Source organism: Pseudoalteromonas ruthenica (genome assembly GCF_008808095.1).
In the GTDB taxonomy this organism is placed as follows: domain Bacteria; phylum Pseudomonadota; class Gammaproteobacteria; order Enterobacterales; family Alteromonadaceae; genus Pseudoalteromonas; species Pseudoalteromonas ruthenica.
Window position 1 is genome coordinate 698,730 of the sequence record NZ_CP023397.1, and the last position, 22,460, is coordinate 721,189.

A 22,460-nucleotide genomic window follows, 5' to 3' on the forward strand; every position below is an offset into this window, starting at 1 on the left:
TAGCTAACTGTATATATGTACAGTTATTGTGGTTCAAATGCAATTCAGATGCAAGGTGTATAATTTGTTAGCATAAACACGTCTATCAGTCATAGACATCTGCCATTGCGGCGATGGATATGATTAAATGTTGCTATAAAAGAATAAATGAGATTATTTCTATGCGCTCAATGGAAAAAATACGCCAAGCTCGTGTGATCACGGCGATAAAGACGCCCTATACACAAACGGGTGAGGTATGCTTATCCACCTTTGATAAACTAGTTGAAAGACAAATCGCCGCTGGCGTTGATGGTATTGTGGTCGGCGGTACGACGGGTGAAGGTCAACTGATGAATTGGGAAGAGCACTTGATGCTTATTGCCCACAGTGTTTCGCAGTTTGCTGATAAGTTATTGATAGTGGGGAATACCGGCAGTAACAACACCCGCGAAGCGATTAAAGCAACCACCTATGGGTTCGCAACAGGGATGCATGCATCGTTGCAGATTAATCCTTATTATGGGCGTACCTCTGAGGCGGGGTTGAAGGAGCACTTTAACCGCCTTCTTGATATTGGCCCTGCCTTTATTTACAACGTCCCTGGGCGTACGGGTCAGGATCTGACTCCTGATATTATGACTCCGCTTGCAGAGCATAAAAACTTTGTCGGCGTCAAGGAGTGCGGTGGTAATGAACGTATTGCCGCCTACGAGCGCCAGGGCATTGCTTGCTGGTCAGGCAACGACGACGAAGCGCATGATGCAATCCATGAGTTTGACGCCCACGGTGTGATTTCAGTAACAACCAACCTGATACCTGAGTTATTTTGTGATTTGATGCGCATACCACAACCGCAGCGCAATGAGGAGCTTAAGCCGCTCATGCAGTGGCTGTTTTGTGAACCCAACCCGGTTGCTATCAATACCGCGTTGGCGATGACCGCAGCGGTTAAACCGGTGTTTAGACTTCCATATGTGCCACTGAGCGAGCAGCAGCAAGCCCAAGGCAAGGCGCTCATGGCGCAATTGCAACGCGGTGAGCTAGTTGGCGACGCGCAGCCGGAAATGATAGATAAACAAGCCGTCGTCTATATCTAAAGCAACCACGCCCAAAGTTAGAGTGCGCGTTGCGCACTCGCCATTCACTTCTTTGTCGATAACCTGCAATAGCTGGGGCACTGCTTGGACATTCCACTCCCTTAACCTGCAGTTAATTAGTGCTACATTTTTTGCTATTTAAATAACAATCCAGTACTATTTGCGCCCTTGTGGAAAACGGACTTTAGCGATGAAGTGTGCTGTTGAAAAGTTAGCGATATATGTGCCGCCGACGGCGCAGGTCAAAGACCCAGCAATAACAGACGTTATTGCTTCTTTGGCAACAATTAACAGCGACATTGATGTCAGCTGGGTGAAGCCGATGCAGCGCCGGCGTCTGAGCTTATTTGCGAAAATGGCGCTTAGCTGTGCCAATATGGTTAATATAGATGCACACGCAATGCCTGTTGTGTTCTCCTCGCGTCACGGCGATTTACATAAAACGTCTGATTTGCTCGAGCAATTAGTTGAGCAGCAGCCATTGTCGCCAACTCAATTTGGTCTTTCAGTACATAATGCAGTTTCCGGTTTGTTATCAATACTAACAAACAATACCGCTGCAGTAAGTGCGATTGCAGGTGGTCGGAGCACTTTCTCAAGTGCGCTCATCGAAGCATACTTGCAGTTACACAGTGGGGATACTGAGCGTGTTTTACTTCTTCATGTTGATAGGGCGCTCCCTGACATATACGCGCAATACGCTGACGAAGAACAGGTGGATCATTGTGTTGCCCTAGTACTGAAAAAAAATATCAATGGGCATGGCTATGACCTTCAAGAGTTGCTTGATGCTCAACCAGAACCGTCTTTATCGGCGCTACGGTTTGCGCACGCCGCAATCCACAATCAGTCGATAGATGTAGGAAAGTGGCGTTGGCATTATGCTCAGTAAACTGAACTATTGTTGGCGTGTGCTGGGCACTGGTTTTTGTTTCAGTGTCTTTGGTCTTGGCGGTGTTGTGCTCAGTGTATTGGTCTTCCCGTTGCAGCGTGTGTGTTATCACGAACCGCATGTGCGTCAAGCTCGGGCTCGAAAAGTGGTGCATTATAGCTTTCGCTTCTTCGTGGCATTGATGGATACTTTGGGCGTTATTGGTTTTCACGTGTATGACAAACAGGTGCTGAAAACGCTAAAAGGGGAGTTGGTATTGGCTAATCACCCCAGCCTCATTGACGTAGTGGTGCTGATATCTGCCATTCCCAATGCTGATTGTGTTGTTAAAGCCCACTTATTTAAAAACCCGTTTATGCGTGGCGTGATAAAAAGCACTGGCTATATAAGTAATGCCGACCCACAAGGTCTGCTCGAAGATTGTGAGCGCTCTTTAGCACAAGGTAATAATCTCATTATATTTCCGGAAGGTACGCGCTCTCACGGTGGCAGACTGAACCGTTTTAAGCGTGGAGCGGCAAATATTGCTTTACGAGCACAATGTCCCATAAGGGCGGTGTTAATTACAATGCAGCCGAGCACCTTAACCAAAGGGGTGCCTTGGTATCGAGTGGCGCCCGTGAAAGCGCACATGCATCTGCAAGTTGCTCAAGAGCAGCCGCAGCCATGGCTGCAAGATGAACAACCGGTAAGTGTGCAGTCGCGCGCGCTGACTCGGTATTTGCAAACCTATTTTCATAACCAAGTAGAAAAATTATGAATGAGTTAAAATTACAACTAAAACAACTAATTATAAACAGTTTAGACCTGGAAGATGTCAGCGTTGATGACATTGATGACAGCGAACCTTTGTTTGTTGACGGCCTTGGTCTAGATAGCATCGATGCTTTAGAACTCGGCTTGGCGATTAAAAAAGAGTTTAATGTGAAAATTGATGCCAATTCAGAGCAAACCAAAGCGCATTTTGCCTCAATTAATGCGCTCGCTGAGTTTATCGAACAATCCCGCAACAACGCCTAAGAGTGAAGAAGACATGAAAACCGCTGCTGAAATTTACGACGTATTACGTGGCATTTTAGAAAACGACTTTGAAATTGAAGCCGATGATATCTCCATGCAAGCCAGCTTGTATGAAGATCTCGATCTCGATAGCATTGATGCCGTCGACTTAGTCGTCAAGCTGCGTGAAATCACTGGTAAAAAGATCGAACCTGAAGCCTTTAAGCAGGTACGCACGGTATCGGATGTGGTTGATGAAGTACATAAACTAGTCGCTTAAGGCACCTCATGCTCAAAGCAATTATTAACACGCTGCTGTCTATTTGTTTGCTGGCTTACCCTGTATTGGTGTATCTCGGTTTATCCCAAGGATATAGTCAACAAATCATGTGGCTGTTATTGGCTTTGCTTATTATTCGTGCCGCTTTGAGCTTGCGTATTCAAGTGCTGGGTGGCTGGCTATTACCCACTTCCGTGGCAGGCGTTATTTTAGTGGCCAGTGCCTTAGTGAGCGCACAGCCTCAGCGACTGCAATGGTATCCGGTGATTGTTAATCTTGTTATGGCGGCAGCGTTCGCTTATACACTGGTGCATAAACCCAGCATGATAGAGCGCTTTGCAAGACTGCGCGAGCCACAATTAAGCGACCAAGGCGTGCATTACACCTATCGAGTGACGCAAATATGGTCCGTTTTCTTTGTGCTCAATGCGGCTCTTGCAACCTACACCGTGCTACTAGAAGATATGGTGCTTTGGACTGTGTACAATGGCTTAGTCGCCTATATAGCGATGGGCATTTTGGGTGGCGGTGAGTTTGCTTATAGAATGTGGTTAAAGAGCAATGGACAGCTTAAATAAATTAATCGACCTATTGGCGCCAAATTGTGCCAGTGACGAGAACGCCTTCATCACTGCTGATACACTGATTAAGCGTATCAATGCGTTTAGCGCACATTATAAAAAGCTAGATATGAGCACAGCGGTGGTGCTGTATCACAGCGACAGCGTTGAATTTTTTATCCGCCTCATGGCGTTAGCACAAACCCCCATAGACATTATCTTACCGCCCAATGCGCAGCCGCAGACCTTGGCGAAAATGCGTCAGCTAAGCGCATTTTTTTGCGGCGAACACAGTGCAGCCTCTGAAGGCGGGTTTAGCTATATTGATGAGGCGCTCGACGATACGTCCAGCTCATTATTGGCCGAACAGCGCAATGACAATATCTATTGGCCGAATGATAAAATAAGCGGCCGGTTGATCTTCTTTACCTCAGGAAGCAGTGGCCCTGCGAAAGCCATATACAAAACCTGGACAGCGATAAATCGCGAGCTCAACACACTCGAGCAAACCTTTATGGCTCGCCTTGCTGCTGACTCACCACGGTTTGTGGCTACGGTGTCCCATCAGCATATTTACGGTTTACTTTTTAAAGTATTATGGCCCGCCCGTTTCGGCCATTGCTGGCACGGACCAATGTTCCACTATCCTGAGCACCTAGCGCAGTATATTGATTCCCAAGCGCCTAACAACTGGGTGCTGGTTGCCTCCCCGGCGCAGTATTCGCGGCTAGTGCAAGATAATGTCCTCGGTGGCAAGCGCAGCAATCTCGCAATGCTATTTTCTTCCGGTGGACCGCTAGAGGACAGCGATGCAACACAATTGTATCAGCAGTTCGAGCGCGCCATAATCCAAGTGTATGGCAGCACAGAAACTGGTGGCATTGCTTATCGCCAAGTCAGCACCAGCGGCGCTGTGCCTTGGCAGCCGTTCCCAGGTGTTACCTTGGTGCGTCACAACGGACAACTAACACTAAAATCGCCATTATTAGACGAGCCAATGCGCTTAGATGACAAAGTTCAGCTGTTAAGCAACGGCGAGTTTATGCTTTTAGGGCGCGCCGACCGCACTGTTAAAGTGGCGGAAAAGCGGGTGAACCTGGTGGGTATGGAGGCCCGGCTAATAGCTCACCCCTGGGTCAAGCATGCGGCCATTATGCAGTTAAGTACGGGTCGCCTCGGCGCGCTTGTGGTGCTCACTCGCGAGGGCCTAGAACAGTTCGAACAATGTCCGCGTAAACATATTAGCCAAACCCTAAAAGTGCACCTTGGTCTAGAATTCGAAGCGGTCTGTTTGCCGCGTAAATGGCGCTATCTGCAAAGCTTACCCTACAACTCACAAGGCAAATTAGTGTCCAGTGAACTGGAGTCGTATTTTGACTGATTTTAAAGTCACTCACCCCGATATTGTTGGCGTTGATGAGCAAGCGGATGAGGTATTGCTAACCTTATCGCTTGCGCCCCAGCTTGATTACTTTAAGGGCCACTTTCCCGATGCACCGATTTTGGCCGGGGTGGTGCAACTGGATTGGGCCATTCACTATGGACGCAAATATTTTGGCTACCATAATGCGGTTGAAAATGTCGAAGTCCTCAAGTTTCAGGTGGTCATGACCCCAGGGCTGGAAGTGACCCTAGCGCTTGAGAAAAAAAGCGAGCATAAGTTCACTTTTCGGTATTATTCGCACAAAGGCCAGCATGCCAGCGGTCGTATTGTGTTTGCGAGTGACGCATGAAACTGTGCATTGTGATCCCCAACTATAACCATACGCAGGTGATTGCCGATGTCATTGCTGAACTTGAGCCTATGGGCCTAGATATTGTGATGGTGGATGATGGCAGTGCAGCTTCAGCACAGCGTTATTTGCAGCAGTTAAACGAGCGCTTTGATTGTTTACATTTACTTAGGCATCAGGTTAATGGTGGCAAAGGCGCGGCGGTGCAAACGGGGTTGCGCTGGGCTTATGCTCAAGGGTACACTCATGCCTTGCAAGTAGACGCCGATGGTCAACATTGTTTGGCCGATATGCAAAAGCTTATCGCTAAAGCCAAGGCTCACCCCCATTGCCTTATCAGCGGTCGTCCGGTGTATGATGAGTCGGTGCCCAAGCATCGCTATTTAAGCCGCTATATCACCCACTTTTGGGTGTGGGTAGAAACCCTGAGCCTGTCGATTAAAGACTCCATGTGTGGCTTTCGTGTTTATCCACTGGCCCCGTGTATCGCCTTGTTTGATAGCCGTGCCTTGGGGACGCGTATGGATTTTGATATTGAGGTCATGGTGTGTCTGTATTGGCAAGGTGTTCCTTCGCTGTTTATCGATACCCAGGTGATCTATCCAGAGCAGGGCGTGTCACACTTTCAGCCGCTGCACGATAATCTCAAAATTAGCTGGCTGCATACGCGATTATTTTTCGCCATGCTGCCTCGGTTACCTAAGTTATTGCTGCGCAAACCCAGGGTAGACTCATGAGCCAAACACATTGGTCGAAAATGCAGGAACGCGGCAGTTATTGGGGCATGCAGTTTTTATTGGCGGTCTATAAGCTCTTTGGTCGCAAGGTGCTGTGGGTGTTTCTTTTTCCTGTGGTGTTTTACTTTTACCTTACCGGGGGCAAGGCGCGCGCAGCCTCAAAGCAGTACTGGCAGAATTTACATAGGTACAACAGCACTCAGCCACCGTGGCGTTTTAGCACCGGGCTGAAACATTTTTGTACCTTTGCCGATAGCGCCTTTGATAAAATAGACGCTTGGCTGGGTCGCATTAGCCCAGCGCAAATCAATTACCGTAATCAGCATTTGTTTGATGATTTAGTGGCGCATAAGCAAGGGGCTATTTTTATTGGCTCCCACCTGGGAAACTTGGAGGTGTGCCGGGCGTTAGGTATGCGCCATAGCCACTGCGTAATCAATGTGTTGGTGTTTACCCATCATGCAGTGGAGTTTAACCGCACCTTGCAACGCATTAACCCTAATGTCTCAGTTAACCTTATCCAGGTGAGTGAACTCGGCCCGGACTTGGCAATTTTACTGAAAACCAAGGTTGAGCAGGGGGAGTTTGTGGTTATCGTCGGTGATAGAACCAGCACCACGGCAATCGGGCGCGTGCAATACTGCCCATTTTTAGGCCGCCCCGCGCCGTTCGCGCAAGGGCCTTTTATTTTAGCTGCGCTACTGGAGTGCCCCATTTATTGGCTATTTTGCATGCGCAACGGACGCGGCTTTGATGTGCACTTTAACAAATACAGCGACGGCTTGTCATTACCACGCAAGAGCAGGCAGCAAGCGCTGGAGAAAATAATCCAAGATTACGTGCAGGAGCTAGAGACTGTTGTGCAGCAGTACCCTTACCAATGGTTTAATTTTTTTGATTTTTGGCAGCGTGATGAGCACAGCGCGCGCCACAAGGAGAGCTAATTCGTGTCTAGCCGTCAAACGATTCATTTCGGCGAAAAGCCGCTTCGCATTGAAGATATTGTCGCCTTTGCCCATGCTTCAGTGAATGCAGAGATCAGCACTTCAGCGCATCTGCAGCGCAAGATTGATGCAGGGGTTGCGTTTTTAGATCAACTCCTAGAAAAAGAGGGCGTCATTTACGGGGTGACCACCGGTTATGGCGACTCGGTGACCGTAGATATTCCTCTTGATTTGGTCAAAGAGCTGCCGCTGCATTTAACCCGCTTTCATGGCTGCGGCTTAGGCGCACACTTCAGTGCTGCGCAAACGCGGGCGATTCTCGCGACCCGTTTAGCATCACTGACGCAAGGCTACTCAGGTGTTAGCTGGGAGCTGTTGCACTTACTGCGTGATATGATTAACCACGACATTTTACCGCTTATCCCGCAAGAGGGGTCGGTGGGGGCCAGTGGCGATTTAACGCCTTTGTCTTACGTGGCCGGTGCTTTAGTCGGCGAGCGTGAGGTACGCTTTAACGAGCAAGTAATGAGCGCCCAAGAAGCATTTGCACAAAGCGGCTTAACGGCGATTACGCTACGTCCTAAAGAAGGCTTAGCGATGATGAATGGCACAGCGGTGATGACCGCAGTGGCCTGCCTTGCCTTTGAGCGTGCCAGTTATGCCGTAAAGCTAGCTACTCGTATTACCGCCTTGAGCTCTATCGCCCTTAAAGGCAATAGCCATCACTTTGATGAGATTCTGTTCTCGGTGAAACCGCACAGCGGCCAACAGCAAGTGGCAAAATGGATCCGAGACGATCTTAACCACTATAGCCACCCCCGCAATGCCGACCGCTTGCAAGATAGATACTCTATTCGCTGCGCGCCACATATTATTGGCGTGTTGGCCGATAGTTTGCCGTGGTTCCGACAATTTATTGAAAATGAGCTGAACTCCGCGAATGATAACCCCATTATCGATGGTGAAGGGGAGCATGTGTTGCACGGCGGGCATTTCTATGGCGGCCATATCGCCATGGCCATGGACAGCATGAAAAATGCGGTGGCTAATTTAGCCGATCTTGCCGATCGGCAAATAGCGTCCTTGGTGGACACCCGTTATAACAACGGCTTGCCCAGTAATCTCAGTGATGCCCAACAGCAGCGCCGCTATATTAACCACGGCTTTAAAGCAGTGCAGATCGGCGCATCCGCGTTTACCGCCGAGGCGTTGAAGTTAACCATGCCAGCGAGTGTTTTTTCCCGCTCCACCGAATGTCACAATCAGGATAAGGTGAGTATGGGCACCATCGCCGCTAGGGATTGCCTGCGGGTGTTGGAATTGACCGAGCAAGTGTTAGCATGCACGCTGTTGGCGGCAGTGCAAGGTCTGCGACTACGTATTCAGCGCGGCGAGTTGCAACAAAGCGCACTCAGCGCTGACATTGCTAGCATGTACCAAGACATCAGTGGCTATTTTGCTAATCTCGAAGAAGACCGGCCATTGGAGAGCACCCTGCGGCAAACCGTCGAGTACATTCAAAACCAGCGTTGGACCCTTTATGAATAATAAAAATACGCTATTGAGCGCAGCCGTCGATATAGAGATCCCATTTCACGATTGCGACCCAATGCAAATTGTTTGGCATGGCAATTATGCCCGCTACCTTGAGGTCGCGCGTTGTGAGTTGTTGCGCAAATTCGATTACGACTATTTGCAAATGCGCGATTCTGGTTATGATTGGCCCATTGTCGATATGCGTATTAAGTACGTAGGCTCGGCCTCTTTTACGCAGCGCATTCGTGTAGAGGCTTACCTAAAAGAATATGAAACACGGCTGAAGATTGACTATGTGATCTTCGACAGTGCCTCGAATAAGCGCCTCACGAAGGCCTATACCGTTCAAGTAGCGGTCGATAGAGCCACTCAAGAGATGCAATTTGTGTCACCACGTATTATCGGTGACAAGCTAGCGCAGGTGCTATCGTGAGTAAGTGGCTATCGGTGTTGATGATGCTGTGCTCCTTTATGGCTGCGGCGCAGCAAGGGCAGTTTGAGCAACATAAGCACTTCGCTGGCTTTGATAACGCCTTTGTCAGTACCGGCAGTTATCGTCTCACGGCGCAGCAACTTTGGTGGCACACCCAAACGCCGATAGAAAATGTATTGCGTATTGATAGTGAGGGCGTGTTCGAGCGCCAAGGTGAGGATCAATTTGTTAAACAGGCGCAAAGTGGTGCTTATAGCTCCTTATTACAGGCACTATTACAGCAGGACCCGCAGCAACTGGCGCAGTTTTTTATTAGTGAGCCTGCGGCCCGGTCCGAGCGGATCGCCGCTAAGTCTTGGTCGTGCCTTAAACTGCTGGCGCAAAGCCAAGAGTTAAAAAGCTTGTTCACGCATCTTGTCAGCTGCCAAGACAGCCAACAGCAGGTGCGTTTTATTGGCTTGTATGAGCGAAAAGGCACTCGCACTGAAATCATCCTTACCCCTAATGGAGCGACACAGTGAGCAGCTGGGTAAGGTCTGTAGGCGTCGTACTTTGGCCCACCTTCCTGCTGCTTTGCACAGTCGCGGTGTGGACGCTGAAAGAAGTGCGTATCAGTGCTGATATGATGGCCCTATTGGAGCGCCAGCCCACTCAAGCCGTCGATGCGCAGTTTTATAGCGCGCAACAGCAGCTATCAAGTACGGCGCAAAACCAGTTGGTGTTTTCCTTCAGTGGAAAAACGGCGGTCAATGCTTATCATGAGCTGGCGCAACAACTGCAACAACACCCGTCGCTTAAGGTTAAAGTGCAACCGACACTTAAGCGTATCGCCGAGTTCTACCAGCCTTATCGTGGTGCGCTCATGAGCGAGGGCTATCAACAAGCGCTGCGCTCACCCACGGCCTTTAGTCACTATGCTCAGCGGCAATTATCGCAGACCGCCTCACCTTGGTTATCAAGCAGTATCAGTGATGACCCATCCTTAGCAACCTTTAGCTTTTTAGACACCTTTGCAACAGGTCAGCAATTAGGGCTCGTCGATGGTAAGTTACAATGGCGTCAAGGAGATAAGCCTCCCGTTTGGCTGCTGGTCAGTGAGGTGACGACGACAGCAACAATATGGCAAAACAATGCCCTGGCAGCGGAGCTTGTAAACGCGGTTCGTACGCTTCGCCAAGCCCACCCAGAAACCGAGATTGAATACTCTGGAGTGCTATTTCATAACAGTGAAAACGCGGAGCAAGCGCAATGGGAGATGAATCGCTTTGGCTTGGCGAGCCTGGTGTTACTCGCTGTTTTTGTATTGCTCGCCATACGCGGCGTTTGGCCACTGTGGGTGAGTTTATTAACCGTAAGCAGTGCAGTGCTCGCAGGCGCGCTAGCGCTTTTATTGCTGCGCCAACAACTGCATGTGTTGAGTTTAGTGTTCGCCACGACGTTAATTGGTGTCGCCATCGATTACGCGCTGCATGCGCTGAGCGACAGAACCAAAAAAAGCAATAGCTACAGCGTGGCACTGAAACGCGGGTTATTGCTGGCTCTTGGCTCGACAGCACTCGGCTACGCCTGCTTTTTCACCGCGCCGATGAGCTTATTGCAAGATGTCGCTATTTTTATTGTTGCTGGATTGTGCGGCGCTTGGTTTTTCGTGCGCTTTGTGGTGATCCGTGCCCAGCGCCCTACGCAATTACGCCCCTTAGCACTGAGTACTGCTGAGTGCGCATTAACCTTGTTTGCTCGACTGCGCCGGCGCAAAGGCGTCATCGCTTTGACTCTTGCGGGTGTGAGTGGCTTGTTGCTGAGTGTGCAGTGGCCACATGTCAACGATTCTATCGCCAGCTTTAATGCAAGCTCAGCGCAGCTTATGCAAGCGCAAAAGCGCCATCACTTGTACTTAAATGGTGATGGGCCAACGTTTCAGGTGCTAGTGCGAGGCGAAAGCATCGAGCAGTTATTAATAAACGAAGAGCGCGTGCGCAGTTTTGTGCAACTGCATCAAGGGCGATTTCAGGGTCTCAGCGTGGCCCTGCCTAGCCAGCAAAGCCAACAACAGGCTTTAACGCTTTATCGCCAGGCGCAGCAGCAGGGCCGGTTTAGCTTTTTGGCGCAATTACGCGGCGCCGCGCTACCAGCGGATGCAAATACCCTGTTGAGCTATGAGCAGTTTGCTCAAGGGCCACTGGCCGATGTATTTCTTGCGCCTATCAAACAAGGCCCATATTTTTATTCATTGAGCACCGTCAGCGCGCTTGAACATGCCTCGCTGAGCGGTTATCTGGCAGAGTTTGAAGATATGCAGTTGGTGGATGTGCCCGGCCAGCTGAGCGCCATGTTAGCGCACTTTCATCACAGTATTCATTGGGCTTTAGCGCTCGCAGTCCTGGCCATAGCCATTGTATTTATAGCATTTTTTGGCCTGCGCAGAGGGGCTGCCATGGTTGCTTGGTTGACACTCAGCGCGTTGCTGGTGGTAACCCTTATTGCGGTCGTTATGCCACTGTCGGTATTTCATACCTTGGGACTTATCTTAGTGTTAGCGTTAGCTGTTGATTATTTTATTTTTTATCAGCAATCAGGGCGCCAGCCGACCACCTTTGTTGCCATTAGCCTGTCAGCGTTGTCGTCCTTGGCGGTATTCGCGATGTTAGTGTTTTCGAATACCCCCGCTATCAGCCAATTTGGTGCTGCCGTGCTGATCGGGCTTATTGTTGTTTACTGGGTAGCGCCACTAAGTATTGAGAATAAAAATGATAAATCAGACTGAACAGACGGACGTTGTGGTCATCGGTGCTGGTCCCTCTGGGGCGTTAGTCAGTGCCTTATTGCGCCAGCGTGGTTGGCACGTAGTGGTGCTTGAAGGTCAGCATTTTCCGCGCTTTTCCATTGGCGAGAGCCTACTGCCGCAATGCATGGCCTACCTTAGCGAAGCCGGCATGGACGAGGTCGTGGACAAGCATGCCGAAGAGCTGGGTTTTCAGTTTAAAAATGGCGCCGCGTTTCATTATCAAGGAACGGATACCGCTATCGACTTTACCGACAAGTTCTCTGCAGGGCGTGGCACTACTTATCAAGTCAAACGTGCAGCGTTTGACAAGTTGCTCGCCGATACCGCCCAGGCCCAGGGGGTGGAGATTCGCTACGGCCATCGAGTTGAAGCGCTGCAAGAACATGATGAGCATATCGAACTGTCCGTGGCCAGCGAACAGCAACGCTATCGGCTGCAAGCGCGATTTGTGCTCGACGCCAGTGGTTTTGGCCGGGTGTTGCCGCGCTTACTTGAGCTAGAGCGCCGCTCTAGTTTGCCCACAAGAACGGCCTATTTCTGTCATATCAACGACCATATCAGCGCCGCAAATTTTGATAGAAACAAAATTTTAATTTCCGTGCACCCGCAGCATCGCGACATCTGGTATTGGCTTATCCCTTTTGCCGATGGTAGCGCCAGCTTAGGCGTGGTGGGTGAGCCCGAGTACTTTGACGAGGCCCTCAGTGAACAACAAAACTTATGGCGCCTGGTAGGCCAAGAGCCGAATCTCGCAGCGTTGCTTGACTCGGCGCAGGCAATCACTGATACCCAGCGCTTAGGCGGCTATTCTGCGGATGTCAGTCGCTTGTATGGCAAGCGCTATGCGTTATTGGGGAATGCTGGGGAGTTTCTTGATCCGGTGTTTTCATCCGGGGTGACGATTGCGTTGAAATCGGCGTCATTGGCAGCGCCGATTGTCGATGGCTTTTTGCGTGGCGAAAAAGTGGATTTTGACAAAGACTTTGCCCAACCACTTAAACAAGGGGTAGAGTGCTTTAAAACCTTTGTCCTCGCTTGGTACGATGGCCGCTTTCAGGATGTTATTTTTTACCCACAGCAGCGCAGTGATGTGCGGCGTATGATCAGCGCCATTTTGGCAGGCTATGCCTGGGATAAAACTAATCCCTATGTGGCACAAAGTGAGCGCCGTCTTGATGTGCTTGCGACTCTTTGTAACATGGAAACTCAATAATGCGGGCTGTATGGATAATTATTGTCAGCGTGTTATCGGCCTGTACTACGGTGCCAGAGCGCAACGCCAAAAGCGTTGACTTGGCCGCTGGGGTGAGCTTCGATATGGGTGTTGCCCCGCCGTCATTACATCAGCAACAGTGGCAAAAAAAGCTGACTTTTTCTCGGGCTGAGCGCAGTGCTACACTACTGAGCCAACTGGCCGTTAATCAAAGCGGTGAGCTGCGCTTAGTGTTAACCTCGGGGGCAGGTATCCCGCTGTTGTCCATGGCCTTTAGTGATGATGAGAAAATAAGCGTAAGCACTCAGTTAGCCACGCTGCCGATTGACCCGGAGTACATTTTGGCCGATGTGCAGTTGGTGCATTGGCCGATGCAGCAACTCAAGGCGCAGTTAAAAGGGGCGCAAATACAGGAATTCCAGCGCGGCGCGACCCGAGTGAGGGAAATTAAACGTGCTCACACGCTATTACTGCGCATAGAGTACCAAGGCGCCACAACAACGTTAACTAATTATATGCACCAATACCAAATTATATTTACCGAGGTGGGGGTATGAACGCCTGGTTAAACGACCTCGCTCTTGTCAGCGCATTAGGAGCGGATACCAGCGCCCATCTCGATGCCCTGAGCGGCGAACAGCGCAGCGGTTTGGCTCAAGTCGCTGGGCTAGATAATGAGGGCATGACCCCCTACTTAGGTCAGGTCGCCAATTTGCCCCTTGATAGCACCGGGCGCAATAGCGCCATGATTGACCTTGCTTTGGCGCAATTAACTAATACCTTAGATAAGCTGCGTAGCCGCATAGCAGCGCATCGTATTGCCGTAATCATCGGCACCAGCACCGCTGATATTTATGATGGTGAGCGTGCTCGAGCACAGCAAGCTCGCCAAGGTAGCTGGCCGAAGCACTACCACTACCACCAGCAATCGTTGGATGCCCCCGCGCAGTATATTCGCGACAAGCTGGCCATAGAGGGACCATGCTATAGTATTTCCACCGCCTGTAGTTCTAGCAGTAAAGCACTGAGCAGCGCCAAAGCAATGTTACAAGCAGGGCTGGCCGATGCGGTCATTTGTGGCGGCGCAGACAGTTTATGCCAATTGACCGTCAATGGCTTTAAAGCACTGGCATCGACCAGCGCCGGGATTTGCCAGCCTTTTGCTCAGCAGCGTGATGGCATTAATATTGGCGAAGGTGTGGGCTTATTCATTATGACTCGCTCAGCGGATTTTGGCTCAGCGCGCTGTGCGTTATTAGGCTGTGGCAGTAGCTCCGATGCGTACCATATGTCTGCACCCGAGCCGCAAGGCAAAGGTGCCATAGCGGCAATGCACCAGGCGCTGGCCGAGGCGGCTTTGACAGCCACAGATATTGATTACATCAACGCCCACGGTACTGCAACGGTAAAAAATGATGCCATGGAAGCACGGGCCATTGCCGATGTCATCGGCGCGCAAACGCCGGTAAGTTCCTCGAAGCATCTTACCGGCCATACCTTGGGTGCCGCCGGCGCAATAGAGGCTGGATTATGTTGGCTGCTGATAGAGCAGCAACGTTTAGGGAAGACCCTAACGCTGCCATATCATAGCGGCTACGCCCTTGATGCCTCCTTGGCGACGATTAATCTTGTACAACAACCCACTCGGGAACGGCCGAAAACATGTATGAGTAACTCTTTTGCTTTTGGCGGCAATAACGCCAGTATCATTATTGGAGAAATAGCGTGATCAACAACCATCGACCTATAAGCGAATTGCTGGCGCATCGCCCCCCCCATGGTGTTGATTGATGAGCTGATTTCGTTTGATAGTGACAGCGCCCATTGCCAAGTGACCATTACCCCAGACAGTGCTTTTTACCAGCGTGATATCAATGGGGTGCAAAGTTATATCGGCAGCGAATATATGGCGCAGAGTATCGCCGCCTATGCCGGTGCTCACGATTGTCAGCACCAGCGTGGTGTTAAAATTGGCTTCTTATTAGGTAGTCGAAAAATCCGCTGTTTAAAGCCGGTCTTTAAGCTTGGCAGCACACTGGATATTTATGTCACGCAAGTGGTGCAGGACGAGTCCGGGCTCAGTGTTTTCGATTGCGCCATTGAATGCGATAACGAGCGTTATCTCGAAGCCAAAATTAATGTATTTCAGCCCGCCGACCCGATGAAGTTTATTAAGGAAAACCAATGAGTAGAGCGATTTTAGTCACCGGTTCAAGCCGAGGTATAGGCAAGGCCATCGCGCTGGCCCTTGCCGAGCAAGGGTTTGATATTATCTTGCATTGTCGCACCCAGCGTGAGCAAGCGCAAAAAGTCAGTGAGCAAATCCAAGCTATGGGCCGCAGTGCACGAGTCCTGTGCTTTGATGTTACCGATAGAGACTCAGCACGCCAAAGCATAGAGCAAGATATTGCCGAACATGGTGCTTATTATGGCGTGGTGTGTAATGCCGGAGTCACGCGCGACACCGCCTTTCCGGCGATGACCGACGATGAATGGGGCACGGTTATTAGCACTGGCTTAGATGGTTTTTATAATGTTGTCCGCCCGGCGGTTATGCCAATGGTCAGTGCCCGTCAGGGTGGGCGTATTATTACGTTGGCTTCGGTATCGGGCATCGCTGGCAATCGCGGCCAAGTGAATTACAGCGCCGCCAAAGCAGGGATCATCGGTGCTACAAAAGCATTAGCGCTGGAATTGGCAAAACGTAAAATCACCGTCAACTGTGTCGCGCCCGGGTTGATTGCCACGGAAATGACCGAGCAGCTCGATACCAAGGAGCTATTAAAACATGTGCCGATGCGGCGTATGGGCAATGTTGAAGAGGTCGCGGCAACGGTGTCATTTTTAGCCTCTGATCCGGCGGCGTACATTACTCGCCAAGTTATTTCAGTCAATGGTGGGTTAGTGTAATGAAACGGGTTGTGGTTACAGGGATGTCTTGTATTACGGCACTAGGGGATGACTGGCCGAGCCTGCGCAGTGCGCTAGAGAAGGGCGACAACGCCGTTAAAGTGATGGAGCAATGGCAAGATATAGCTGATTTGAATACCAAATTAGCGGCGCCGGTGACGCACTTTCAGCGCCCTAGCCACTATAAACGTAAGATGGTGCGCTCTATGGGGCGCGTCGCATTGATGGCCACGGTGGCCACCGAGCGGGCATTGGCGCAATCAGGCTTGCTTGAGCACCCGGCGCTTACCAATGGCGATACCGGCATTGCTTATGGTTCGTCAACCGGCTCAACGCCGCCGCTTATTGCCTTCGCTGATATGATGAAATCGGGGCAGATGAGTGGGGTGACCGCAACTAGCTATATTCAGATGATGGCTCATACGGCGCCAGTTAATATTGGCGTGTTTTTTGGTATTAAAGGCCGGGTGATCACCACCAGCTCCGCCTGTACTTCGGGTTCACAAGGCATTGGCTATGCCTATGAAGCCATTAAGTTCGGTCGACAAAAAGCCATGGTTGCCGGTGGCGCCGAAGAGCTCTGTGTGACCGAGGCCGCCGTATTCGATACCTTATACGCCACCAGTTGTCGTAATGACGCACCTAAGCATACGCCTCGGCCGTTTGATAAAGACCGCGATGGGCTAGTGATAGGTGAGGGTGCGGGAACACTGATTTTAGAAGAGTACGAGCACGCCAAAGCACGTGGTGCGACTATTTATGCGGAAATCGTCGGTTTTGGTTGTAATTCCGATGGTGAGCATGTGACCCAGCCGACCAGCGATACCATGCAAACGGCGATCACTATGGCCCTTGATGATGCCCAGCTTAATGGCGAACAAATAGGCTATGTTAACGCTCACGGCACATCCACCGATCGCGGTGACATTGCCGAATCTCATGCCACCTTTAATGCCCTTGGCCGTAAACCCATTAGCTCGCTAAAAAGCTACCTGGGTCACACGTTAGGCGCATGTGGTGCCATCGAGGCGTGGGCTAGTATCGAAATGATGCGTGAGGGGTGGTTTGCGCCCACCGTTAACCTGGAGAGTGTTGACCCACAGTGCGCACAGCTGGATTATCTGCGCCAGCCAACCAAATTACAGTGTGACTATGTCATGAGTAATAACTTTGCGTTTGGTGGCATTAACACATCCCTGATTTTTAAGCGCATGCCATGAGCCTGATAACGCGGTGCTTTGCGTTTGTTTTAGCGCTGTACAGCGCTTCGAGTGTCAGTGCAGAGCTTGAGCTTGGAGCGGGGGTATTTCATGCTAATATTCCGCTTTATATCGGTGCCCGTGAGTCAAAAAGCTACACGTTGCCAGTGCCTTATGTGCGCTATCGCTCTGAACGCTTAAACCTTGATAGGCGCAGCGCCACCGGTTACTTATGGCAGCATAATAACTGGCATTTGGATATCTCTGCCACCGCTGGAATTGCAGTAGACAGCGGTGAGAGTAAAGCCCGCGATGGCATGGATGATTTGGACTGGGTGTTCGAGTTGGGCCCAGCATTGGATTATTATGTTGTCGGCCACTATAACCAACCTAGTTACTTTAAGCTTGGCGTGTTTACTCGTAAGGCACTGGCAACGGATTTCACCCGCATTGATGATATTGGCTTTAAGGCGGGACCTTATGCCCAGTGGCGGCAGCGGTTGTGGCAACAAGGAGCGCAAAGCATCACGTTAACCAGCCGTTTGGCAATTAATTATGCCAGTTCACAATACGCCGACTATTTTTATGCAGTGCCAGCGGCGGCCGCTAATTCACTGCGCAGCGAATACACCAGTGGTAACGGATATGGCGGTGAAGAAGTGTCTATGGGGCTAAGTTATGACTCAAGACGCTGGTGGTTTGGCGGGTTTGTAAAGTATTATCGCATCAAGGATGCAAAGTGGCGTGATAGCCCATTGGTGGAGCGCAACCACAGTGTTGCCTTTGGCTTTGGGTTGGCATGGAAGTTCTATAACAACAGAGGATAACAAATGAAAAAATATTTATTAATGGCAGCGCTTGTGGCCGCAACATCGCACAGTGTGGCGGCTCGAGATGATATCGGCAAGTACTCTATTGCCGACTTATTAGCGACCACGAAAGCCAAGGATGCGCTATTGGATGTGCCCCTTTACTTTGCCGATCAACCACACAGCGCGGCGAAAGAGACCTTCGGTGAGGTGATGACCAATAAGAAAACCAATGCCTTTAATAAATCAGACAAAGAAGCCTGTGAGTGGGTGATGCTCAGTGCGCTTAAAGCACTGCAAGAGCGCGCTCAGCGCGAAGGCATGAATGCCGTCGTGGGTATAGAGTCGTACTATAAAAAGCGTGAATTTAAAAGCAGTGAACAATTTGAGTGTGGGGCTGGCTTTTTAATGGCCGGTGTGGCTCTTAAGGGCACGTTAGTTAAGCTATAAAACCGCACACAACAGTCCACGCGCTATAAATGAAAAAAGGTACAAAGTTCACCGCACAGGGGTGGTAATTTGTTTTTTGTTTGTTAACATAAAGTAAAATTACCACGCAGACAGTGGTGTAGTACCAATAAGGACGTTTATGGCGCGCTTCGTGTTATTATTGGCTGCGTGTTGCAGCCTTTTCAGCGCAACGGTTGTTGCATACCCTCCAGCAAAACAATTTGCACTGGCACACCTGCAAGAGCAAGTAAAACTCGATGGTAATCTTGACGAGCATGTGTGGGAAAATGCCACGCAAATCGCTGTTAACACTCAGAATGAGCCCCTTGAACGCGCTGCCTCTCCAGTCAATACAACCGCCTACTTATTCGATGATGGTCAATTCCTATATTTAGGCATCGATGCCAAGGACCCTAACCCCGAGGCCATTCGCGGAGCCTTGCGAGACCGAGATGAGTTATGGCAGGACGACAACGTCGGTATCATCATCGATAGCCTGAATGATGAGCGCAATGCCTTTGAGTTTTTCGTTAATGCTTATGGTGCTCAAGGCGATATTCTCGCGACCGACTTTGACACCTGGGTTGAAGACCCCAGTTGGGATGCCATTTGGTACAGCGCCGCGCAAATTCATAGCGATGGGTATGTGGTCGAAATGAAAATACCCCTGACGGTATTGAACCTGCCAAAAACAAATGAACCCATCACCTGGGGCATTTCCATTGCACGTAATTACCCACGGGACGTGTTCTATCGCTTGTCTAATGTCGGCTTTGATCTTGATATAAAATGCAGTTTTTGCCAATTTGATAAACTCACTGGGCTTGCCAATCGCACTGAGCATCGTGATGTGTTATTTACACCGCATATCAGTGCTAGCCGCCATGATAGTAAAGAGCACGTTCCCGGTGATTGGCAAAATGGCGATGTTGATGTTGAAGTAGGCGCCGATTTACGTTGGCGTATCAATGATGAAACCTTGCTTAATGCCACGGTTAACCCGGACTTTTCGCAGGTCGAAGCTGACGCTGTGCAGCTCGATGTAAACACCAACTTTTCGTTGTATTACGCCGAAAAAAGACCGTTTTTCTTAGATGGTTCCTCGTATTTTCGCACCAACCAGCAAGAGCTATTTTACAGCCGCACCATCGCCGAGCCGGATTATGGTGTGAAAGTCACCGGCAAGCAGGGCGCGCATACCTATGCCACGTTAGTCGCCGATGACGCCAACCCGTCAGTTTTATTGCCGGGTAATCAAGGCTCATCACTGGCGCAACTGCAAGATGATGTCACTAATGCGGTGGCGCGTTACCGTTATGACTGGGGACAGCGCAGTGGGGTAGGGATGACGCTTACGCAGCGCCAAGGGGGAGATTATCATAATACCGTAGCAGCCCTCGATGGTACCTATGCCCTTAATGCCAGCGACTCCTTTAACTACGGACTGTCTTATGCCGATACCGATAATAGCGCGCTGTTTGTCGAAAATTGGGACGTTGCCGCTAACCAGTCCGGCACGGCAATTAGTTTGGCGCTTGAGCGCACGAAGCGTGATTACAACTTGCGTGGCGAGTATCAACAGATTGATGAAGACTATCGCGCCGATATGGGCTATCAGCCTAAAGCTGATTTTCGCGAGTACGTGCTCGGTGGCGGGCAAACCTGGTACGGTGACGATGGTGCCCGCATCACTAAGTGGCAATATGATTTAGAGTGGGATAAAAGCTTTGATTTAGATGGCGATTTACTTGAGCAAGAATTTGAAGGCTATTTATATGCTGAAGGGCCCTTGGTCTCTACTTACGAGCTTGGTATGTGGCATAGCGAAGAGCTTTATTACGGCGAATACTTTATCCAAAATAATGGCTATGTGCAGTTCTCTATTCGCCCACATCAAGATTTAACCTATGTGCTTTATGCCGATTACGGCTCACGTATCGACTACAGCAATGCTCGCCTTGGTGAGGGAGCCGATATTGAAAACTCCCTGAGCTGGGATGTGAACCAACATTTGCAGCTTAAGGTGAATTACAATTACAGTGAGCTCGATGTTGATGAGCAATCCGTTTATCGTGCCCAGCAGTGGGACCTGCGACTTTACTATAAATTCAATATTCGCAGCATGCTTAAGGTCATCTGGCAGTTTGAAGATATTGACCGCAACCAGCAAGCCTACCTTTACTCGCAAGTGCATAAGCGCAATCGCGATTTTGGCTCGCAGGTGGTGTATTCCTACAAAATGAATCCGCAGTCGGTATTCTATCTCGGCTATTCCGACAGCGGCTATCAAGATGGCTCACTGGATGAGCTGCAACGCACTGAGCGTACATTTTTTACTAAAATCAGCTACGCTTGGCAGCTTTAGCTTTGTTGCTGCGGTGATAATGCTAAATGAACATCATCACCGCGCCGCTTCGCGACTTCATTGACACGCTCAAGCATCTCATCAATACGCTTTCGTTCATAGGGGTTAGTGATGTTGTGCTCAGCATCGAATACGGTGGCTTGTACATAGCGATACAAAGCATCGACGTAAGCCTTATTACCATCGCACACAAACAGAATGTTTTTTAGCGCCTCAAGAAGGTTCACTAAAATGGTGGTGTCTTCGCGCCCATAGTGGCGGATTGGGTCAAAGTTATCTTCTAACAAAGTAGCGACACTGGGCTCATAGAACCACAATCTAGGGGCCGTTTCTTCCTCGCTGTGTAGCAAGGTGTAATTGTGATCGGCAATGCGCAGGCGAGTGATAATTAAAATACTCAACATGTCTACCGCTTTAACAGCGGTGCCGGGGTCGTTTATCCCTGGGCTTAACGCTTTAATGGCGATTTCAGCAATTTGGCGAATGCCGTAACTGTAATGATCGCCAATATACTCTTCGATATAAAAAACACTGCACTTACAAATTTGCTCACAAAGTTCACCGTCATCGCTGATATCTTTATTCACCGCTAAGTAGGGAAAGCCTTCGACACAAAAAAAGCCAGGCTCAATTTCAACGACCAGTTCAAGGTCATGTTGTGCCAATATTTTACTTAATTGCTGCGTATGTACACCTTTAAAGTAGCCAGCTTGAGGGCTTTTTATATGATACCACTGGGTATAGTCAGGGCGTTTTTTCGCGATGTCGGGCTGTTGTGCTTGAGCGATGGCTTGCAGTTGTTGCTGAGTTTGTGAAAACAGTGTGTTAAGCACATTGTCCACCTGTATGGAACGGGAAATAGAATGAATGAAAAATACAAATAGCGCCAAGGCGTACAGCCCAAGCATTAAGGCTATAAAGGTGCCCAGGGATGGCGGCTGGGTATCGCCATTCTCGGCGTGGATATTCATCAAGGTGACCAAGGTAAAGACAATACTGCCTAAGTACACCCCCAGCACATACTGGTGCGACTTCATGGTAATGAGCCCGGGTAATACCCGAGGTGAGAGAGTGGATGAGGCGTTATTAAGTACCACCATCACCATAGAAAAACTAAACACCGTCAACGAGATGAGGCCACCGGCGAGAATGTTAAGCACCGTTTTAGCGGTGTCTAAATCAGCAACAAACAACATCGGCCACTGTGATTTTAAGGCCATCACCAGCTCATGATATTCGATGCTCGCCAAAAGCATCGCTAAACACAACAGCAAGGTGATGATAATAGCAGGGTAGAAGCCAATGCTGCTGACGATGGCCCGGTAGTGGGCAGCAAGTTTGCGAGGTGTACGCACTGAACAAGCCTCCATGGCGAATATTAAAAACTAACCCTAGCACAGTGCACCATTTGAGCCTAGACAGTCTTCGCTTTCGCTGCTGAGGATGCGAAATAAAGTTGGAAACGTCTAAACAAAAGTAGAAAGTAGCCATTTAGGCAAGTGATGCCTAACCAACTAATAGTCATGTCCATGTTTC

24 protein-coding genes are annotated in these 22,460 nt (G+C 49.8%); 23 read left to right on the forward strand and 1 reads right to left on the reverse strand.

Annotation, left to right across the window (positions count from 1 at the left end):
- The first annotated feature begins 161 nt into the window (after positions 1 to 161).
- The 23 genes from dapA (at position 162) to PRUTH_RS18440 (ending at position 20,924) form a co-directional block, all read left to right on the forward strand.
- Positions 162 to 1,079, forward strand: coding sequence for a 4-hydroxy-tetrahydrodipicolinate synthase (gene dapA, locus PRUTH_RS18330; protein WP_151174149.1), 918 nt, complete (start codon positions 162 to 164; stop codon positions 1,077 to 1,079).
- A gap of 190 nt (positions 1,080 to 1,269) precedes the next feature.
- Positions 1,270 to 1,971 carry a beta-ketoacyl synthase chain length factor gene (locus PRUTH_RS18335; RefSeq protein ID WP_052698251.1) on the forward strand — a complete coding sequence of 234 codons (702 nt, stop codon included), beginning with the start codon at positions 1,270 to 1,272 and terminating at the stop codon, positions 1,969 to 1,971.
- Positions 1,961 to 2,731, forward strand: a complete 771-nt coding sequence (locus tag PRUTH_RS18340) for a lysophospholipid acyltransferase family protein (RefSeq protein ID WP_151174150.1) — start codon at positions 1,961 to 1,963, stop codon at positions 2,729 to 2,731. Before PRUTH_RS18335 ends, PRUTH_RS18340 begins: the two co-directional genes overlap by 11 nt.
- Positions 2,728 to 2,991, forward strand: a complete 264-nt coding sequence (locus tag PRUTH_RS18345; RefSeq protein ID WP_045979917.1) for a phosphopantetheine-binding protein — start codon at positions 2,728 to 2,730, stop codon at positions 2,989 to 2,991. Before PRUTH_RS18340 ends, PRUTH_RS18345 begins: the two co-directional genes overlap by 4 nt.
- A 13-nt stretch (positions 2,992 to 3,004) precedes the next feature.
- The gene (locus PRUTH_RS18350) at positions 3,005 to 3,250 is read left to right on the forward strand and encodes an acyl carrier protein (protein WP_022945170.1); all 246 of its coding nucleotides are present in this window, start codon (positions 3,005 to 3,007) and stop codon (positions 3,248 to 3,250) included.
- 8 nt (positions 3,251 to 3,258) lie between these two features.
- Positions 3,259 to 3,828 carry a COG4648 family protein gene (locus PRUTH_RS18355; protein WP_151174151.1) on the forward strand — a complete coding sequence of 190 codons (570 nt, stop codon included), beginning with the start codon at positions 3,259 to 3,261 and terminating at the stop codon, positions 3,826 to 3,828.
- Entirely contained in the window at positions 3,812 to 5,191 is a 1,380-nt protein-coding gene (locus PRUTH_RS18360; protein ID WP_151174152.1) for an AMP-binding protein, read from the forward strand. Before PRUTH_RS18355 ends, PRUTH_RS18360 begins: the two co-directional genes overlap by 17 nt.
- A complete protein-coding gene (locus PRUTH_RS18365) occupies positions 5,184 to 5,543 on the forward strand; it encodes an ApeI family dehydratase (RefSeq protein ID WP_045979919.1) in 360 nt (119 codons plus the stop codon). The genes PRUTH_RS18360 and PRUTH_RS18365 overlap by 8 nt, the downstream gene beginning before the upstream one ends.
- Complete coding sequence (locus PRUTH_RS18370; RefSeq protein WP_151174153.1) at positions 5,540 to 6,280, forward strand: glycosyltransferase family 2 protein; 741 nt, start codon at positions 5,540 to 5,542, stop codon at positions 6,278 to 6,280. Before PRUTH_RS18365 ends, PRUTH_RS18370 begins: the two co-directional genes overlap by 4 nt.
- Positions 6,277 to 7,224 (forward strand): lysophospholipid acyltransferase family protein, encoded by a 948-nt coding sequence (locus tag PRUTH_RS18375; RefSeq protein ID WP_053909350.1) that lies wholly within the window; start codon positions 6,277 to 6,279, stop codon positions 7,222 to 7,224. Before PRUTH_RS18370 ends, PRUTH_RS18375 begins: the two co-directional genes overlap by 4 nt.
- Before the next feature lie 3 nt (positions 7,225 to 7,227).
- Positions 7,228 to 8,772 (forward strand): HAL/PAL/TAL family ammonia-lyase, encoded by a 1,545-nt coding sequence (locus PRUTH_RS18380; RefSeq protein WP_130146914.1) that lies wholly within the window; start codon positions 7,228 to 7,230, stop codon positions 8,770 to 8,772.
- Complete coding sequence (locus tag PRUTH_RS18385) at positions 8,765 to 9,193, forward strand: acyl-CoA thioesterase (protein ID WP_053909352.1); 429 nt, start codon at positions 8,765 to 8,767, stop codon at positions 9,191 to 9,193. Before PRUTH_RS18380 ends, PRUTH_RS18385 begins: the two co-directional genes overlap by 8 nt.
- Positions 9,190 to 9,714 (forward strand): LolA-like protein, encoded by a 525-nt coding sequence (locus PRUTH_RS18390; protein WP_151174154.1) that lies wholly within the window; start codon positions 9,190 to 9,192, stop codon positions 9,712 to 9,714. The genes PRUTH_RS18385 and PRUTH_RS18390 overlap by 4 nt, the downstream gene beginning before the upstream one ends.
- Positions 9,711 to 11,957 (forward strand): MMPL family transporter, encoded by a 2,247-nt coding sequence (locus tag PRUTH_RS18395; RefSeq protein ID WP_151174155.1) that lies wholly within the window; start codon positions 9,711 to 9,713, stop codon positions 11,955 to 11,957. Before PRUTH_RS18390 ends, PRUTH_RS18395 begins: the two co-directional genes overlap by 4 nt.
- Entirely contained in the window at positions 11,941 to 13,191 is a 1,251-nt protein-coding gene (locus PRUTH_RS18400) for an NAD(P)/FAD-dependent oxidoreductase (protein WP_151174156.1), read from the forward strand. The genes PRUTH_RS18395 and PRUTH_RS18400 overlap by 17 nt, the downstream gene beginning before the upstream one ends.
- Positions 13,191 to 13,748 (forward strand): DUF3261 domain-containing protein, encoded by a 558-nt coding sequence (locus tag PRUTH_RS18405; protein WP_151174157.1) that lies wholly within the window; start codon positions 13,191 to 13,193, stop codon positions 13,746 to 13,748. Before PRUTH_RS18400 ends, PRUTH_RS18405 begins: the two co-directional genes overlap by 1 nt.
- Complete coding sequence (locus PRUTH_RS18410) at positions 13,745 to 14,920, forward strand: beta-ketoacyl-ACP synthase (RefSeq protein ID WP_151174158.1); 1,176 nt, start codon at positions 13,745 to 13,747, stop codon at positions 14,918 to 14,920. Before PRUTH_RS18405 ends, PRUTH_RS18410 begins: the two co-directional genes overlap by 4 nt.
- Positions 14,921 to 14,968: 48 nt before the next feature.
- The gene (locus PRUTH_RS18415) at positions 14,969 to 15,379 is read left to right on the forward strand and encodes a hotdog family protein (RefSeq protein ID WP_053909687.1); all 411 of its coding nucleotides are present in this window, start codon (positions 14,969 to 14,971) and stop codon (positions 15,377 to 15,379) included.
- Positions 15,376 to 16,101, forward strand: a complete 726-nt coding sequence (gene fabG / locus PRUTH_RS18420) for a 3-oxoacyl-ACP reductase FabG (RefSeq protein WP_151174159.1) — start codon at positions 15,376 to 15,378, stop codon at positions 16,099 to 16,101. The genes PRUTH_RS18415 and fabG overlap by 4 nt, the downstream gene beginning before the upstream one ends.
- Positions 16,101 to 17,321: a beta-ketoacyl-ACP synthase gene (locus PRUTH_RS18425; protein ID WP_151174160.1), complete on the forward strand. Its 1,221-nt coding sequence runs from the start codon at positions 16,101 to 16,103 to the stop codon at positions 17,319 to 17,321. Before fabG ends, PRUTH_RS18425 begins: the two co-directional genes overlap by 1 nt.
- Complete coding sequence (locus PRUTH_RS18430) at positions 17,318 to 18,127, forward strand: MipA/OmpV family protein (RefSeq protein WP_151174161.1); 810 nt, start codon at positions 17,318 to 17,320, stop codon at positions 18,125 to 18,127. The genes PRUTH_RS18425 and PRUTH_RS18430 overlap by 4 nt, the downstream gene beginning before the upstream one ends.
- Before the next feature lie 3 nt (positions 18,128 to 18,130).
- Positions 18,131 to 18,559, forward strand: a complete 429-nt coding sequence (locus PRUTH_RS18435) for a YbjQ family protein (RefSeq protein ID WP_022943864.1) — start codon at positions 18,131 to 18,133, stop codon at positions 18,557 to 18,559.
- Positions 18,560 to 18,698: 139 nt separating this feature from the next.
- Positions 18,699 to 20,924: a carbohydrate binding family 9 domain-containing protein gene (locus tag PRUTH_RS18440; RefSeq protein ID WP_151174162.1), complete on the forward strand. Its 2,226-nt coding sequence runs from the start codon at positions 18,699 to 18,701 to the stop codon at positions 20,922 to 20,924.
- Here PRUTH_RS18440 and PRUTH_RS18445 read toward each other — a convergent pair.
- Positions 20,921 to 22,279, reverse strand: a complete 1,359-nt coding sequence (locus tag PRUTH_RS18445) for a DUF2254 domain-containing protein (protein ID WP_151174163.1) — start codon at positions 22,277 to 22,279, stop codon at positions 20,921 to 20,923. The genes PRUTH_RS18440 and PRUTH_RS18445 overlap by 4 nt on opposite strands.
- Positions 22,280 to 22,460 lie beyond the last annotated feature (181 nt).